The organism is Paenibacillus sp. FSL R5-0908, assembly GCF_038006245.1.
Lineage (GTDB): Bacteria > Bacillota > Bacilli > Paenibacillales > Paenibacillaceae > Paenibacillus_AQ > Paenibacillus_AQ odorifer.
Genome location: NZ_JBBOUV010000001.1, coordinates 2,615,339 through 2,631,368, shown reverse-complemented (window position 1 = coordinate 2,631,368; position 16,030 = coordinate 2,615,339). Strand labels below are relative to the sequence as shown.

Genomic DNA, 16,030 nt, shown 5'->3' with positions numbered 1-16,030 from the left:
GAAAACATCTTTTTCTCACTCCGCAGGCATGGATAAGATCAACCGGGTTCCCTCATTCTCCACACTTTCGACACTTAACCCGTATTGTTCACCGAACACCATTTGAATTCTCCGGTGCACGTTCATGAGCCCGATTCCACCTCTATGATAGAGGGAGTCTCCTTCCGTATCCGCCAGCTGATTCAGATTCAGCTTCTCACGTAGCTTATCAAGCCGTTCGCGGGACATCCCTGCGCCGTTATCCTCTACAAGAACTAGAAAACGATCTCCCTCTTTTCTGGCGTCGATTCTAATATAGTGCTTGTCTTCAATTCCCTCGGGAAATGCATGCTGAAAAATATTTTCGATCAAGGGCTGAAGTGTAAGCCTGACCATCTTAGCCAGTAGCAGCGTCGGCGGAATTACTACGTCAATTTCGAACTCCCTGCCGATCCTGTGCTTGAGAATCGTCATGTAGCTCAGTACATGATTAAGCTCATTGGCAATCGTAATCTCCTCCAAATTAGTTTGGATGGAGTAGCGAAGCATGAAGGCCATGGCCTCCACTATTTCTGTGATTTCGTCCGAATCCTGAACGACCGCGTAACATTTGATAGTCTCTAATGTGTTATATAGATAGTGCGGATTAATCTGCAGCTGGAGTGCCTGAAATTCAGCTTGATGACGCTCCAGAGCCTCCTTCTGGGTGGTAAGCTCCGCTTCGTATACCCGCTCAATCATTTCGGAAAGCCGGGTCACCATGAGATTGTAGCTGCGCATCAATCCCCCCAGCTCATCCTGACGGCCGTTCATCTCAAGCCTGCGCCACTTGCCTTTTTCCGTCTCCCTCATGCCCTCCTTAAGAATCAGGATGGGCTTCGTGATGGATCGTCCGAACCAGGTGGCAAGGAGCAGTGTGCCGACAAGCGTGAGAACTCCTACCACGAGCGTGGTCGTACGAATGGTAGAAATAGGCTTGCGCAGCTCACCAACGGGTATGGATACTACAAGCTGCCATTTGGAATATTCGGATTTTCTCGACACGAACAAATACTCTTTCCCGTCTACTTTTTCCACCACAGAGTCATTTGGGTGTTGAAATACGTTCTGAATATGCTCAGCAGATAACCCAGGGTGGTTATTATTCCCTTCCGCCCGATATAGGAGTTTGCCGAATTCGTCCATGATAAAGTAGGACCCGCCCTGTCCCAGATCAAGAGGTTCCCATATGCGGGCCAGATCCTCTGCCTTGAATTCAATGGCGACTATACCTTTGGGACGATAGGAAGAGACGCCTCTGATTCGGCGGACCATCGTAATAATGTTCTTGTCCCCTTCATTCATCACATTCGTGTTGAGAATGGTGATGCGGCCGCTCTCCGGCGTATGTTCGCTTAAGAAACGGTAGCGTTCCTGAGGATGAAACTGCAGGCTATGCGCCTGATAGGAGTTATCATCGCTAATGGCCTTGCCGTGTTCACCGATGACGTACATCAGATTAATCTGGGGATACAGAATAAACAAAGAACGAAACAAATACTTCTGAATGTCATTCGTATATTGATAGTAGGAGAAGCTATCCTCCGGGTCCATATCCAAGAACTCCTTGACTTGATTGTAGGATAGGATGGAATCGCTAGCCTTTTCATAATTTTGCAAATACAGATCCGTTTGATAAGACGCACTTCTGATGACTTGAGCAATGGACTTCTCTGAAGATTTATCCAGCTCAGCCGAAGCCTGAAAATAAGAGATAAATCCAACCATGGACAAGGATAGAAGAATGACGGTCAGAAAGGAGGCAAACAGCTTGTTTGACAGACTCTTTCTCATTAATCGATCCCCAGCTGGTTGCGGTACTCAGAAGGAGCCAGCCCGGTGAACTTTTTGAACGTCTTCGTAAAATGAGGATGGTCTGCATACCCGACTTCATAGGAAATATCGGTGATCCGATAGCTTGCATCAGCAAGTAATCTTTTGGCCTTCTCCATCCTGCGTTTTATGCGGTAATGTACAAAGGTCTCTCCCGTTGAGTGCTTAAACATCTGGCTGAAATAAGAGGCATTTAGCCCAAGTACTTCTGCTACTTCTTCCAGCGATACTTCCTGGGCGAGATGCTTTTCAATAAATGCTTTAGCTTCCTCTATCGGATCCTTCGCTTTACCCTTGCGCTTTCTACGAAGCTCTTCCAATATAGCTGCTGACGCTTCTGCGAAGCAGTGAAATAACTGCTCAGGTCCAGCTTCTGGGGACAAGTCTAACACGCTTTTACCGGGTGTAACTGAATTGACAAGCAGCTTCTTCACGAGCAAAGCGTAGCCCTCTTCCAGAAGCTCTTTTTGCTGAATTCGGCTCATCTTACGCTGGAGAAAGTCAGTTTCCCATTCCTTCAGTACAAGGTACAGCCTTTCTTTATCCAAGGTCCAGATGGCATCATCCATACGCACGACCCATTCATCGAGCTTAGCGACAGAGACAAAACTCTCTAACTTCTCTCTATGCGCTTCCAGTTTGGCGATCACATTTTGAAGGTTCCCTTTGCTCACGGGTTTCAGGAGATATTCTTTCACTCCATAGGACAAGCATTGGCGGGCGTATTCAAAATCCCCATAACCCGAGATGACAACAGTCTGAATATCCGTCTCCATCTCCGACAGCCGCCGGCACAGCTCCAGTCCGTCTACCTTGGGCATACGGATATCTGTAAAAAGAAAATCCGGATGCTCCTCCATAATGAGCTGGATGGCCTCTTCGCCATTCTGGGCCAGCTTAATGTTATACGGATGCTCGCCGCATTGCTGGATCATGATAGAAAGTCCCTTTCGAATCATGGGCTCGTCGTCTACGATTAATACACATCTCATCCATGGATACCACCTTCCGATTCGTCTCGCTTAACGCGTTCCTATTCTACCACAATATGATAGATCAGGATTTGACGGATCCGACCATCATTCCTTTAACGAAATGGCGTTGAAGAAACGGATAAATCATGATAATCGGAATAGTAGCGACAATGATAACAGCCATTTTGATGCCCTCAGGTGAGGTGTGGGCCAAAGAGCTATACACTGAGGAAGCCGGATCAATGCTGATATCGTCCGTCTCGAAGAGCTTCTTCAACATCACCTGCAGAGGCCATAATGACGGCTTGTTGATATAATACAGAGCGCTCATGTACGTATTCCAGTGCCCGACGGCGTAGAAAATCCCCAATGAGGCCATTACCGGTTTAGACAACGGCAGTACCATATTGACTATGATCCGCAGCTCGCCACACCCATCGATTCTGGAGGAATCTATCAGCTCCTGAGGCAGCTGCATGAAGAAGCTTCTCATCACGAAAAAGTTAAATGCGCTGATGGCGCCCGGAATCATAAGTGCCCATAAGGAGTTCATAAGCCCCAAATTTTTGATCAGAATAAAGTTTGGAATAAGAGGGGCGCTGAATACCATCGTGAACAATACCATCATCACGATGTATTTACGTCCTACGAATTCCGGCCGGGACACCGGATAAGCGAGAGACGCTGTCGCAATCAGATTGATGGCGGTGCCCAGTACCGTAATATAGACGGAGACACCGAACGCCCGCCAAATGGAATGATCGCTGAAAACGTACTGATAATTGATTGCGGTAAATTCCTTTGGCAACAACCCTACCTTGCCATTAATAATTGCTTCAGAGCTGCTAAAGGACTGGGCAATCACATTCAGAAACGGCAGAAACATAGCCAAAGCGAGAGCGGTCAGAAACAAAAGATTGAACACATTAAATAGATTCTGGCCGCGAGTATAGCGTACTCTCATCATCCCTACCTCCATAAAGAGCGATTAATACAGCGATTCACCGGTTGTTTTTTTGCTCAAAATGTTGCCGATGAGCACCAGAATGAGTCCAACTACCGACTTGAATAGCCCCACTGCTGTTGTATAGCTGTATTGCTGAGACAGCAGCCCCGCCTTATAGATATAAGTGTCCAGAATCTCCCCGTTCCCGGTATTAAGCGCGTTCAGGAATACCCATACCCGCTCGAAGCCAAGATCAAGAAATCTCCCGATATGGAGAAGGAACAAAATCATAATCGTCGGTATCAGAGACGGCAGTGTAATGGCTAAGGTTTGTTTCCAGCGCCCGGCTCCGTCTACTTCAGCAGCCTCATAAAGATCTGGGTTTATTCCTGCCAACGCGGCCAGATAAATGATCGTACCGTACCCGGAATCCCTCCAGATACCGGAACTGATCAAAATCGTGCGAATGTATGAATTTTCACCAAGAAAATAAATTGGTTCAAAGCCGAAAGCTTGTAAAACCTGATTCACAATCCCTGTTCCTGGAGAGAGGATACCCAAGGCGATACCGCTGACAATTACCCAAGACAGGAAATGGGGCATATAAACCACCGTTTGCAAAAACCGTTTGTAAAACACAAGCCGAATTTCATTCAGCAGAAGCGCAAGCAATATTGGAGCCGGGAAGGCAAATATAAGATCATACAAGCCTAACAGAATCGTATTGCTTAAGATTCTTCCGAAATCCTGGTATTGAAACATCGTCCTAAAGTGCTCAAGTCCCACCCATTCACTGCCTGTAAAGCCTTTAAAAATGTTATAGTTCTGAAACGCAATAACTGAACCAGCCAACGGCAAGTACTTGAAAATGATAAAATACAAGATCCCGGGAATCGCAATCACATAGAGTGCTCTGAATTTCCACATGTTTAAAAGCAAGGATCTTTTCGTGTCAGCTTTGTAGTTAATAAGGTCAACCCCAGTTAACTTAGCTTTCATAACCGTTTCCTATAGGTCCTGTTTTCAGCAGGTTCGCCGGAGCATTCTCGTCTAGGGGAATTTCTTGAAATTCGATGGTAATATATCGTTCCTCCCGATCAATTATTCGGGATAACTCCCGCGTGAATACGGTGACTATCTCCACCTTCTGCTCACTCGTTCGGCCTTCGTACATCCTAATCTCAATATGTGGCATCGGCCTTCCTCCATTTCCTTGAATAGTGAATGAATCTAACCTCATTCTACCTACAATAAAGCGCTTGCAATATGGAGTTTCTATGAGTGAGCTTGTGTTTTCTTTAGGGTATAATCGGTAACGGCCAACCCTCTACTCCCACATGATCATTTTTGAAATAATTGCTACTTATACTGTCAATAAGATTCCCCTGTAGGATGATCCCTTTTCCAGCAAGAAGTCGAATACCGTTCGTATTGCCAATCAGCGAATTTGCGATCAATTGAACGTCCTGCGGGTCGCCCGCTCCGATATCATTTGCTTTGCTGTCGCCGGGATCATGCTCAAGGGATACAGCCCAATAATTCGACGCGGTATTGTTGCGAATGATATTTTCCTTAATGATAGTACCTGGCCCGTTCAAAATCTGAATGCCCTTGGCGTCCTCTATATGAGTTGTATTCTCAATCACATTTCGCTCAATGACTGTATCCGGGGTGCCCATAGTTACATTGATTCCTTCTCTTGTATTACGAATCATATTGTCATGGATATAGTTGCGCGGTCCTGACTTACTGTGATTGCTAGGTGCTGTACCCCCGGTGTTTCCCAGTCCGATCGCAGCGCCGTAGGGAATGTCGCTAATCACATTACCGTATATCTCGTTCAAATATTCGAGTTCTCCGTGCAGATCGATGGCATCCAGCTTTGTATTCATAAACTGATTGTTTCGCAGGACATTGTTATGGGCAACAAATTGGATCAGCACCCCATGCCGCAAATAAGGGCCCTCGAAATGGGAGTCCTCCACAACATTCCAAACCGTGTCGTTTTCATACCCGTTGCGGTCCTGCTTGGCCATGCCCTGAATCGACACACCATAGCCAGCACCACCCGGCCCTACATCTGTCGCATTTCGGAACGTGCTGCGGCGTACGACAATATCACGGCTGTTGTCGATACACACACCCATACGTGAATACTTCTCTACAGTAACCCCATCAACCGTGATGTTGTATGACGGAACCTCACCAAAATTTGCGATGGTAATCATGCTGTCAGGACCACCTGCGTCCGGGTTGTTCACTTTATGATCCGTCGTGTAGACACCGTTCCAGGTAGAAGTCAATGTGAGGTTGGATATGGACAGATCATGCTGTCCGGATACTTTCATCAGGGCGCTGTTTTTTACCTTATGGAGAGATGTCTTAAGGATGGTTGTTGATTGATCCTCACCGCGAAGGTTTACTCCTGACTTGAGCTTCAAATTGACAAGGGTATCCAATGTTGAGTTCAGATTATAAACCCCAGACGGCAAATAGACCTCATCGCCGGACTCAGCGCTGTTTATGGCAGCTTGAATAGCAATACCGTCATCTGTGTCGTTATCGGCGAGATCAGCATTATAGTCCAGCACGTTCAAGATGCGCCCAGTGGTTGTAGGTGAGGAATGAACCGGATGCACCGTACCATCAGGTTCGGTTAATCCGGGAGCTGTGAATGGGATCGGTTCCCGGGGGGGATTAGGCGTGTAGTTCGGGATGCTGGCTACAGGTGTATCGCCATTTGCGAACGGCGCATAGAGGTTTACCTCCGATAAACTTGTAAACGCGCTGCCATCAGAATTCCCAAGACCCACGATCCGCACATATCTGGCTTCTGTGTCAGGAAGATCAAAAGGTTGCATCTCTATGGTTCTGAACATACTTGCACCAGTCCATATCGTAGTCCAAGCCAAACCGTCATTTGAGGTTTCGATACTCAATTGAGCCGTGCGCGTGTCACCTTTATAAACGGCAATACCTAAATAACTGATCTGCTTCCGTTCGCCTAAATCGTATTGGATCCACGGGCTGTTACCTGCGGCGGACCAGCGGGTGAACAAGTTATTATCGATGGTATTCGTTGCGATATTGCCATCGCTGTCGCTGGCTGTCACGTTTGCAATCGGGTAAGGAGTGATGGGTTCTGTAAGCGTTGACCGGGTAAAAGAAAGCGGTACGGATGTATTGCCCGACTGATCCACCGCTTCAACCTTAAAACTGTAAGCCGTGCTAGGGCTAAGCCCAACGGCTGTATACGTTGCATCGGTAACATTAGATAACAGGGTGTTATCCCGGTATACGCGATAGGAGCCGATACCTTGATTATCGCTGGCGCCCGGCCATGAAAGTTGAATGAACTCTGTACCTATATTGACAGCTTTCAGAGAACTTCCATCCGGCCAGGAAGGTTTCTCATGGTCGCTTGAAGGTGCAACCGCTTCTTGAACAACAAGCTGTGGACGGGGGTTGCTGTTGCCATTAGCTTCTTTCGAATAGACATTGAGAGAAATTCCAGTGCTTGACGCATCACCAAGCAGAAAAGCGATATTACCGCCCCATGCGGACAATCTTTCTCTGACAAACTCGGACACATCGATGCTGTAAACCTGTGGAGCTCCTGATTTGTCTGCCGTTACGGTAAATTTCCCACTTAACGAAGCAATGGTCAGATCCGTGACAGGCGCATTGCTCCAAGTCAGCTCCGATTCAGTCCAATTTATATCCTTTAGGCCGAATAACGAAAGTTCGAGGTCCGCATTGGATGAACCCTTTTTGGCAGCAACATTAAAAATGTACCTGTTTGCAGGATTGCTATATGAAGAGACATCAAATTTAAAATACACATATTTCTTGTTCTCGGCGCCAGAAGAAATACTGAACAATCCATTGCTGCTGCCCGTCGCGCTATTGAAGTTTACAGTGGGCTTGCTGCTGTCGATGACTGCATCGCCGCTCGGTGTCAGACTGGCTAGATCGCGGTATACAACCTCATCATCATCAGGTGTTGTTGCCATTCGATTCTCTACATATTGATCCATAAAAGCCCAAGCCTCGGCGCTTGCTTGCTCAGCCGCTTCGCCGATAAAGCCGTGACCTTGTTTAGGTACAATTTTGACATCGACCACTTTCACGCCCGCATCCTTCAATTGATTGGAGAACGTAATGCTGTCCGTATATGGGATCGTTGCATCCACATCCCCATGGCGGATGAAAAAAGGCGGATCGTCCGGTGACGCATAAGTGCCAGGCATGGCCAACCTTGCCTGATCTGGCACAGAGAACGCGTCGTTCCCGCCCAAAAGCGCTTTCACAGATTTATAGCTATTAGCGAAGTTTGTTGTAAAATCCGCTGGACCGTAGAGATCGACAACGGCTTGCACTTGATCAGAATATTGCTGCCAACCGCCATTCCCTTCCAAATCCGGAACGTTTACGGTATGTCCTGTATCCAATGTGATTGTCTCGCCTGACTTGATGTTCCCAGTCGTACCGAGCAGTGAGGCCAGATGCCCTCCTGACGACGAACCCCATACACCGATCCGGCTCGGATCTAGATGGAATTCTGCCGCATGCGCGCGCAAGTAACGAATAGCAAGCTTCACATCCTGAATTTGCGCCGGGAATGGCGCTTCCGGGGTTAAACGGTAATCCAGCGATACTCCGATATACCCTCGCTTGGTTACATAGTTGCAGATACTGGCAAGGGCTTGCTTACGGTCTCCGTGATTCCAGCCTCCACCATGAATGTATACCATCACTGGCATGGGTGCTTGAGGCGGGATCTTAGGTACGGCAATCGAAGTATAAATCGGCCGCGTTCCAGCATTCCCAATCAGCACATCTTCATACAGCTTAACGCCTTCAGGAACCACAAACGGCTTAGGTTCAGCCGGTGTAGGGATTGGCACCGGTGTCTCTGCGGGTGGTATTCCGGGAATCGCTTGAGCTTTGAGGGCGACACTATCGATGTACATATTCGCGCTCATCAATTCACCCACACGGACCCGGATTTTGACGTTCGGATTGTTGTCAGCTCCGCTGCCCAAGTTGTGGACTTTGAGTTGATTCGGCTCACTGTTCTTTTGTTCCTGCGTCCCTGGGGACAGCTTAAATTCCTCCAACGTTGTCCAATTTATCCCTCTATCACTTGACCATTCTACGATGACGCTTCCTCCGATGTAGGAGGATGCCCGTGTATAATAACTCAATTGAAGATTGCGGTACCCCGTCGAATTCACTGGCAGCGCCAATGCATCCTTGCCATCGATTTTCACCAGATTCGGTACGGACGGGGCCGTGGACGAAACCGAAGTTTTCGCCATGCTGTTTCCTTCGCCTTCCTGCAGCCAAGGCCCCGGAATGGCCATACCACCGGTAGATCCAAAATTGTCAGGGTCATCGAAGTTTTCCTCGTAGAGCGTAACATAGTCATCAGTTATTCCGTCTGCATAAACTTCGGTAAGCGCTTGCATTTCCAAGGGCGAATATAACAAAACCAATGACAACAGTACTCTAATGCCCACTCGAAAAGCATTCCTATATAGTCCGTTTCTCAAATGAATTCCTCCCTGACATGGTATAGGTAATCACAAGCATTATGGAGTTCAAACCTCTTTTGAGATGCAGCTTATTAATGTCGGGACAAAATCACACCATCGTTATTGTTATAACGTTCTGTTGCTTCCTTGACGACGTCACTTCCCCCTTTCTGCAGCCATTCCTCCACCACCTTCGGATAGTCGGAGATCGGCTTTTTGCCGTATACCATATTGATTACATGCGTCAATATAACTGGCGGCAATTTATCTCCACCTGGGGTGATGTCCGGGTTTTTCTGATAGCCCTTTACTTGCGGTTCAAATTGAATCCCGTCGCGTCCCTCATTCGCAAGTACTGTATCGTAGAGCTTCATCAAATCTTTTCCTTCGGGTGTGAGACTAAGCGCACCTTTATTGTAGGTAGTATCCTGTACGAACCACAGCAGGATTTGACGGAACGTTTCCTCATCAACTTCATCGGCTGTTTTCGGTCTGTTATAATTAATATTTCCGTTCTCTACAGTGTAGTTTTCTCCTTCAATTCCGAAGGTAAAAAACTTTTCCGCTTCGTCACTAACCATCCAGTTGAAAAACTTGACGATCCCGGCAGGATCTTTCGCATCTTTGTTAATTAAATACGCTCGCGGCACCGTACCGACAAGACGAAGTCCCCCCTTACCGTCAGGTCCTGTGGGCGAGGCGATCAGCTTCATTTTACCAGTAGGCACCTGTTCTCTTAGCTGCTGATCCCATTGGATCAACAGGTTGGCATTCATGTTCCAGATGCCCGCCTTGCCTGCAAGAATATCGTTCTTAAATTTCGTGGGATTAATTGTGACGAATTCCTTGTTGATCAGTCCTTCGTCGAACATTGTCTTGTACGTTTGGATCGTCTTTTGCATATTCTCGATATTCATAAATTTCGGGACAATTTGATCCCCTTGTTTCATAAAGAAATTAGCAAAGGTATCGTAAGATCCGAAGAACATATCCGAATATACAAAGTCCTCCCGGCCCATATAAGGATTCTCCACACCCAGCTTCTTAAAAGCACGCATGACATTCAGGAAGTCATCTACTGTTTTAGGCTCTGGCAGTCCTGTTTGTTCCAAAAGATCCGCACGTATCCAAGTTGCCCGGCGTGACGGATTGGACAGCCATTCCGGAATCGCGTAGATATTACCTTTCGCATCGGTCTCCTTTTCCCATGCCTCCTTCGGGACTCTCTTGAGAAGATCTTGCCCATACTGCTCAAGCAATTCATTTAGGGGCATGAATACTCCGGCCTCCACAGAACCTGCCAACTGAGGGTTCGTCAGCCCAGAGCTTGCTTGCACGACATCCGGAATGTCGTTGATCGCGAACATTTGAATCATTTGCGAATCAAAATTTTTCTGCTGCATCAAACGGATGTTAAGATCTGTATTTGTAAGTTCCTCCAGCTTTTTGACCCATTTGTCATCATTGATATTCGGATGATTGTCTGCATACGAAATGTTTCCGCTCCGGAACGATATGGAGAAAGCAGTGGTTTTTTCTGAACTCTCCCCTGCTTGCTCTTCTCCCCCCTTATTAGAAGAGGAACATCCATTTATAGAGACGGCTAATAATGAAACTCCCACCATGGTAAGCATCCAACGCTTCATTTCCATCAACTCCCTATTATAAAATTGGGGACACTTCAGTAGAATGACTAGAAGTTCGGAGGGGCTCGATCATGGGCCGCAACAGTTTTGCTAAATGCTCGCTCATTAGCGTGTGTCCATAATCGGAAGGATGAATCAGATCGGAGGTCAGCGAGGTAAGATCGCGCATGACTGATGCGCCATCCAGCAGATGTAGTTGTGGATGTTTATTGCTCTCACAGTAACGAAGCAGCACTTCGTTAAAAATCCCCTCTTGGACATGAAGAAGATGGCCTGCATCAAGAAAATACGTTGCACGATTCGGATAAATCGTAGTAACGAAGACAGGTTTGTCAGGATGACTTTTGATAACCCGGTCCAGCATGTAAGACACTCTACGCTTGAATTCCTCGGGAGACACTACAGCACGCATATTGACACCAAGTTCAAGAAATAGAAAATCCCAATCCTCACGCTCAGCCAGATGATCGGCAACTACGTCCTCGCAATAACAAGATCCGCTAAGCGCAAGATTTAGCACATCCACACCAAGTCTGCGCGCTGTCTGCTGTAAGTAACCATTGAAATGATGCGTGGATCCCGCGCTCTGGCTGATGGAAGATCCATAGGCGAGCATCGTAAGCTTAGGTAGCTCATCCGGTCTAGGCGCACGTACTTCACAACCAAAAGTATCCACATCGTAGAAAACAGCTCCGAAACGATCAAAATGCAAACGCCATACGTTAGAGGAAAATCCAGACTGATTCAGCCGCTTACTTGATACCTCTGTAAAACGTTCCGGCTCCTCCAAGTGCAGAGTGGTTACCGTACCCGCCTGCAGAAAATGCTGAGAATGAAAAAAATCCCCTCTGCATACCACAACGCGGCCGTTACTATCATTCGATCCGACAGTAACCCTAACATGCTTGGATTCGGTGACAAACCGCAATTCGCAGCCGTTCGATTGTATAGCTTTGGTTCTTCCTTTCTCTGACAAGCCATTGCGCACATGCTGCGGAAAACGTTGGAGATGCAATCCAGATTGATAGGGTTTATGAACCAGCTCCGAAACATTGTGAAAATAAACGCCTTCCTTTTCCATCTTTGCAGCTACACCACCTTAATAAATTCGAAATCGTATTAACTCATATCTGACTTCTATTGCATCATATAATAACAATAAAAGCATAGTCAATATGTTTTTATTGTTATTATGAGTCATATATGAGTCAATTCTTGTACATCAAACAAATACTTTAACATAACAAAAAGCACAGATTCAGAATTGAACCTATGCCGGGATTTTCACATAAACTTTCAGTCTTCAAGAGTGCTGAGTCTCCTGATTTACCGCATTCAATATTTCCTCAAGTCTGCGGCATAACTCGTCGTTGTCCAGTAGACCTGAAACAAACATCATGATATCACGTTGAATCTCTTTCAACTGGAGGTTGCTTAAACCCAGCTCTGTAACCAGACGATAGGTAGGGAAGATCTCACGGTAAAGCTGAAAACGGGCCGGACGATAACCCACTTCCTCACCTTCCCAATCCATCACCAAACGGTTGGCTGCAATATTCAGTGTCTTACGCCTAATGATCAGTTGCGCCTCGTGTGAGGTGAGAAAATCAACGAGCAGCATGGATGCATCCTTGTTCTGTGATTTGCTGTTAACCGCCAGTCCATTTATAATCAGCAGCGTATCAGCATTTTGCAGCCGAGGCAATGGAGCAATATCGAATGCCAAATCGGATTGACGCAATTGATTCAAGAAGTAATAGGTCGTCATTATCATGGACACTTTGCCTTGCAAGAACAAGGCTTCCGCATCCGCATCGCTCTCAGACAATACAGCTGGAAATACATCCTTCATGCCTATCAGCTTTCGAATGGTTCCTAAACTGTCGAGTAGCTTTGAGCCACTGAACCGAAATTTGCCTTCATCATCCTGTTCTGCCGCAAACGTCGTACCGCTCTGAAGCAGGAACAACGGCCACCGGTTACGAGAAGGCAAATAAAAATAAAAACCATACCAGTCATGACCTTCAGCTACCTTTCGACCATTAGCGAATAAATCGTCCCAGGTCCAGCTACTGTCTGGTGGTGATACGCCGGCTTCCTTAAAGTGCTGTTTATTATAACAAAGCACGACTGGAGAATAAATGAAGGGGCGAACGCGATTACGGTCACCATACCGGAACGGGTCGGAAAGAAAACGATACGTGTCCGGCTGTTCCTCCATCGGCTCCAGCAGCTCCGTACAGCCTTGCTCCAAAAAATCCTGATAATTGTTATTATTCATCAGTACGACATCCATGATTTCCGACTGCAAATATTCCTTCAAAGATGTCGAGTAGTTTCCTGAAGACAACTCGAGCGGCTGAACGTCGATATGCGGATAGCGTTTGCCGAACTCATTCAGTAGCTCTTGCATCTCTACAAGCTTGGGGATGGTGTTCACATATCCGAACTTGATCGTCGTTCTGCCTTCCTCTACAGGGGGAATTACCCGATTGCCAACACGCGGAATTTTCTCAATTAAGCCTTCATCCACCAGCACCTTAAGCCCGTTGCGCACAGAAGCGTTACTAAGTCCGAAGCGCACCTCTAAGTCACTTTCTGAAGGAAGATAACTGCCGATCGCTATACTTCCCGAATGAATTTCATGTCGCAAGGTTTGAATCATTTCCTCTAGCCTGATACGGAAAAATTTTCTGCTATTCCTTTTCTGCATTGGGTTTCCTCGCCATCTTCCGATTAATCGAGCCCATAGGGACAAGTTTATATAGTATTCATCATACTGAAATCCTTTGGGAACGACAAGTATCGGAGTGTGGCCCCATATAGCTTATGTTCTGCACCCACGGTGTCATACAGATCGGTCAATACACCATAATCCTCTTAATACCCCATATAACTCTCCAAACCGGCTGGATCTATAATGAGCATTTGCTTGTTTCCGATTAGCTCAATAAGACCTGAATCTTCAAACCTTGAGAATTTTCTGCTAATAGTTTCGCGGGTGACCCCAACATAACTGGCTAGCTCTTCACGAGACAACGGAAGGTCAATATGAATATGAGCGCCACGCTGCTTACCATATTTGTCGCTGAGTTCCATGATCATATAAGCAATTCGTATTTCGGGATCTTTGGTCGCCAGGCTTTGAGCCAGATTTTCCGTATGGGCTAGTCTTTTGGTCACACTCTTCAGTAGCCTGAGCGAAATATCCGGATTATCCCTCATCAGCTGCTCCATATCCGTTCGGGTCAGCATGCAAATGTTAGTGTCTTTCAGAGCATAAGCACTGAAGTTACTCAGCTCATCGCTGTTAAAAATGCTCAGTTCCCCGAAAAAGTCTCCATTCGTCAAGATGTGCAAAATTTGTTCCTTGCCCTCAGGAGTTGTTTTGGATAATTTAACATGCCCTCGCTGAATAATGTACAGCGTATCTGACGGCGCCCCTTCCAGAATTAAAGGTTGACCTTTAGTAAACTTACGATGCTTGATCATAGCGCTGATCCGGGAGAGATCGTCATCGCTTAACGCAGCAAAAATAGGCACCTTGCGGGTACAAGGTTCAGCAGCGTATTGGCAAGAATACTCCTTCATAAATGTCCCCCCTGTTGTTCATTTTTTTGTACAACTCCTACTTTCCTTTAGGATACAGAAGTTTTTTTGTCTTCAACCGGCGCAAAATGACTGGTATCTTCACCGCATACCGGACAGACCCAATCTTCAGGCAAGTCTTCAAATGCAGTGCCTGCAACAACATCCTCATCGGGATCGCCTAATGCCGGATCATAGATATAACCACAGGGTAGACAAATGTATTTTTTCATCTTTATCATCTCCTAAAAAGTTAATAGTTTAGTTCAACCTGGTTTGTACTTCAGCCATAATCTCCTCGATGCTACTCCCGTTAACATCGATCCCCTCAAGGGAGATGCCATACTCAACAGCGGTTTTATACCCCAGAGAAGCAGCTGCACCTTGCCAGGATATCGCACCGATCATTGTGTTATCTTTCACATAGATACGCGTATACGCCCCATTGTCATCTCCGCTTACCGCCGTATCGCAACACTGTTCATCCACGTTGCCTATCGAAAATAAAGAGATACCAAAGGCGGTAAACAAGGTAACCGGAACAGCTCTACGATACGCCGTCAGATTGGCGACCATATTACTGCCGGCAATCCTGCCCTGCTCAATCGCTCCGCCCCACAGTCCTTCCACATGCCCGTTAATTTCAGCCACATCTCCGGCTGCATACACATGCGGATCATTTGTTTGCATTTGTTCATTTACGATAATGCCCTGCCGGACTTGAATATTCGAGCCACTTACCAGTTTCGTATTCGGTACAATACCAATAGAGTAGACTACATGGTCACAGGAAAAATGAGATTGGTCGTGCAGCGTAATTCCGGTAACATACTCAGTTCCTGTTATAGACGCTACATCAGCTCGAAGAATAACCTTCACACCTGCTTGTTCAAGGTTCTCTTTAAGGAGCTGTGAGGATTTCTCATCAAGCTGTCTGCCCATCAACCGGTGAAAAGCTTCGATCACCGTTACCTGATATCCAGCTTCATGCAGCGCCCAAGCGGTTTCGATTCCCTGCACTCCCCCACCGATTACGGCTACATGGCTGCCATCCTGCAGGTTTTCTTTCAATCTGTCCGCGTCGTTCATATCCCGGAGGGTATGAACATTGTTCAGGGCGAAGCCCTCAAGGGAGAGTGCACGATTCTTCGCTCCCATACACAATAAAAGCTTATGATAAGAAACACTCTGCCCATCTTCTGTCACAACTATTTGCCGGTCCGGGTGGACAGAACGGATTCGGGTCGAGGTTTTTACGGAGATACGGTTATCGCGGTACCATTTTTCCTTTTTAATCAGCACCTTCTCACTGTGCAGGTCGGTAAACAGCCCTTTGGTCAGCTTAATCCGGTTATAGGGCAGTTGACTTTCCTCCCCTAGGATCGAAATTTCCGATTCTGCGTCTTGATCACGGATGGCTTTGGCGGCATGGACGGCGGCTACTCCTCCGCCAACAATAACGTAATGTTTTGTCATCCTATGTTCCTC

12 protein-coding genes are annotated in these 16,030 nt (G+C 46.7%); all 12 read right to left on the bottom strand.

Features of this window, described 5'->3' with window-relative positions:
• Positions 1–15: 15 nt before the first annotated feature.
• Positions 16–1,812, bottom strand: a complete 1,797-nt coding sequence (locus tag MKZ09_RS11460) for a sensor histidine kinase (protein ID WP_076204758.1) — start codon at positions 1,810–1,812, stop codon at positions 16–18.
• The gene (locus MKZ09_RS11455) at positions 1,812–2,843 is read right to left on the bottom strand and encodes a response regulator transcription factor (RefSeq protein WP_076204762.1); all 1,032 of its coding nucleotides are present in this window, start codon (positions 2,841–2,843) and stop codon (positions 1,812–1,814) included. Before MKZ09_RS11455 ends, MKZ09_RS11460 begins: the two co-directional genes overlap by 1 nt.
• Positions 2,844–2,907: 64 nt before the next feature.
• Entirely contained in the window at positions 2,908–3,792 is an 885-nt protein-coding gene (locus MKZ09_RS11450) for a carbohydrate ABC transporter permease (protein WP_111503412.1), read from the bottom strand.
• Between the two features lie 21 nt (positions 3,793–3,813).
• A complete protein-coding gene (locus MKZ09_RS11445) occupies positions 3,814–4,770 on the bottom strand; it encodes an ABC transporter permease (protein WP_036689353.1) in 957 nt (318 codons plus the stop codon).
• On the bottom strand, positions 4,760–4,966 hold the full coding sequence (locus MKZ09_RS11440; protein ID WP_076204765.1) for a tautomerase family protein: 207 nt from the start codon (positions 4,964–4,966) through the stop codon (positions 4,760–4,762). The genes MKZ09_RS11445 and MKZ09_RS11440 overlap by 11 nt, the downstream gene beginning before the upstream one ends.
• A 103-nt stretch (positions 4,967–5,069) precedes the next feature.
• A complete protein-coding gene (locus MKZ09_RS11435) occupies positions 5,070–9,326 on the bottom strand; it encodes an alpha/beta hydrolase fold domain-containing protein (RefSeq protein WP_076204768.1) in 4,257 nt (1,418 codons plus the stop codon).
• A gap of 74 nt (positions 9,327–9,400) precedes the next feature.
• On the bottom strand, positions 9,401–10,954 hold the full coding sequence (locus MKZ09_RS11430) for an extracellular solute-binding protein (RefSeq protein ID WP_076204771.1): 1,554 nt from the start codon (positions 10,952–10,954) through the stop codon (positions 9,401–9,403).
• A gap of 16 nt (positions 10,955–10,970) precedes the next feature.
• Positions 10,971–12,035, bottom strand: a complete 1,065-nt coding sequence (locus MKZ09_RS11425) for an SGNH/GDSL hydrolase family protein (RefSeq protein ID WP_076204774.1) — start codon at positions 12,033–12,035, stop codon at positions 10,971–10,973.
• Positions 12,036–12,257: 222 nt separating this feature from the next.
• A complete protein-coding gene (locus MKZ09_RS11420; protein ID WP_076133614.1) occupies positions 12,258–13,667 on the bottom strand; it encodes an extracellular solute-binding protein in 1,410 nt (469 codons plus the stop codon).
• 167 nt (positions 13,668–13,834) lie between these two features.
• Positions 13,835–14,545: a Crp/Fnr family transcriptional regulator gene (locus MKZ09_RS11415; protein ID WP_076130124.1), complete on the bottom strand. Its 711-nt coding sequence runs from the start codon at positions 14,543–14,545 to the stop codon at positions 13,835–13,837.
• Between the two features lie 47 nt (positions 14,546–14,592).
• Positions 14,593–14,775: a rubredoxin gene (gene rd / locus MKZ09_RS11410; RefSeq protein WP_076130123.1), complete on the bottom strand. Its 183-nt coding sequence runs from the start codon at positions 14,773–14,775 to the stop codon at positions 14,593–14,595.
• A 28-nt stretch (positions 14,776–14,803) separates the two neighbouring features.
• Positions 14,804–16,018: an NAD(P)/FAD-dependent oxidoreductase gene (locus tag MKZ09_RS11405; protein ID WP_076186683.1), complete on the bottom strand. Its 1,215-nt coding sequence runs from the start codon at positions 16,016–16,018 to the stop codon at positions 14,804–14,806.
• Positions 16,019–16,030 lie beyond the last annotated feature (12 nt).

Excerpts from the sequence above, each read along its gene's own strand:
- MKZ09_RS11455 (WP_076204762.1), bottom strand. The coding sequence starts at position 2,843 with ATGAGATGTGTATTAATCGTAGACGACGAGCCCATGATTCGAAAGGGA.
- MKZ09_RS11440 (WP_076204765.1), bottom strand. The coding sequence starts at position 4,966 with ATGCCACATATTGAGATTAGGATGTACGAAGGCCGAACGAGTGAGCAG.
- MKZ09_RS11405 (WP_076186683.1), bottom strand. The coding sequence starts at position 16,018 with ATGACAAAACATTACGTTATTGTTGGCGGAGGAGTAGCCGCCGTCCAT.
- MKZ09_RS11415 (WP_076130124.1), bottom strand. The coding sequence starts at position 14,545 with ATGAAGGAGTATTCTTGCCAATACGCTGCTGAACCTTGTACCCGCAAG.
- MKZ09_RS11420 (WP_076133614.1), bottom strand. The coding sequence starts at position 13,667 with ATGCAGAAAAGGAATAGCAGAAAATTTTTCCGTATCAGGCTAGAGGAA.
- MKZ09_RS11460 (WP_076204758.1), bottom strand. The coding sequence starts at position 1,812 with ATGAGAAAGAGTCTGTCAAACAAGCTGTTTGCCTCCTTTCTGACCGTC.
- MKZ09_RS11445 (WP_036689353.1), bottom strand. The coding sequence starts at position 4,770 with ATGAAAGCTAAGTTAACTGGGGTTGACCTTATTAACTACAAAGCTGAC.
- MKZ09_RS11450 (WP_111503412.1), bottom strand. The coding sequence starts at position 3,792 with ATGATGAGAGTACGCTATACTCGCGGCCAGAATCTATTTAATGTGTTC.
- rd (WP_076130123.1), bottom strand. The coding sequence starts at position 14,775 with ATGAAAAAATACATTTGTCTACCCTGTGGTTATATCTATGATCCGGCA.
- MKZ09_RS11430 (WP_076204771.1), bottom strand. The coding sequence starts at position 10,954 with ATGAAGCGTTGGATGCTTACCATGGTGGGAGTTTCATTATTAGCCGTC.
- MKZ09_RS11425 (WP_076204774.1), bottom strand. The coding sequence starts at position 12,035 with ATGGAAAAGGAAGGCGTTTATTTTCACAATGTTTCGGAGCTGGTTCAT.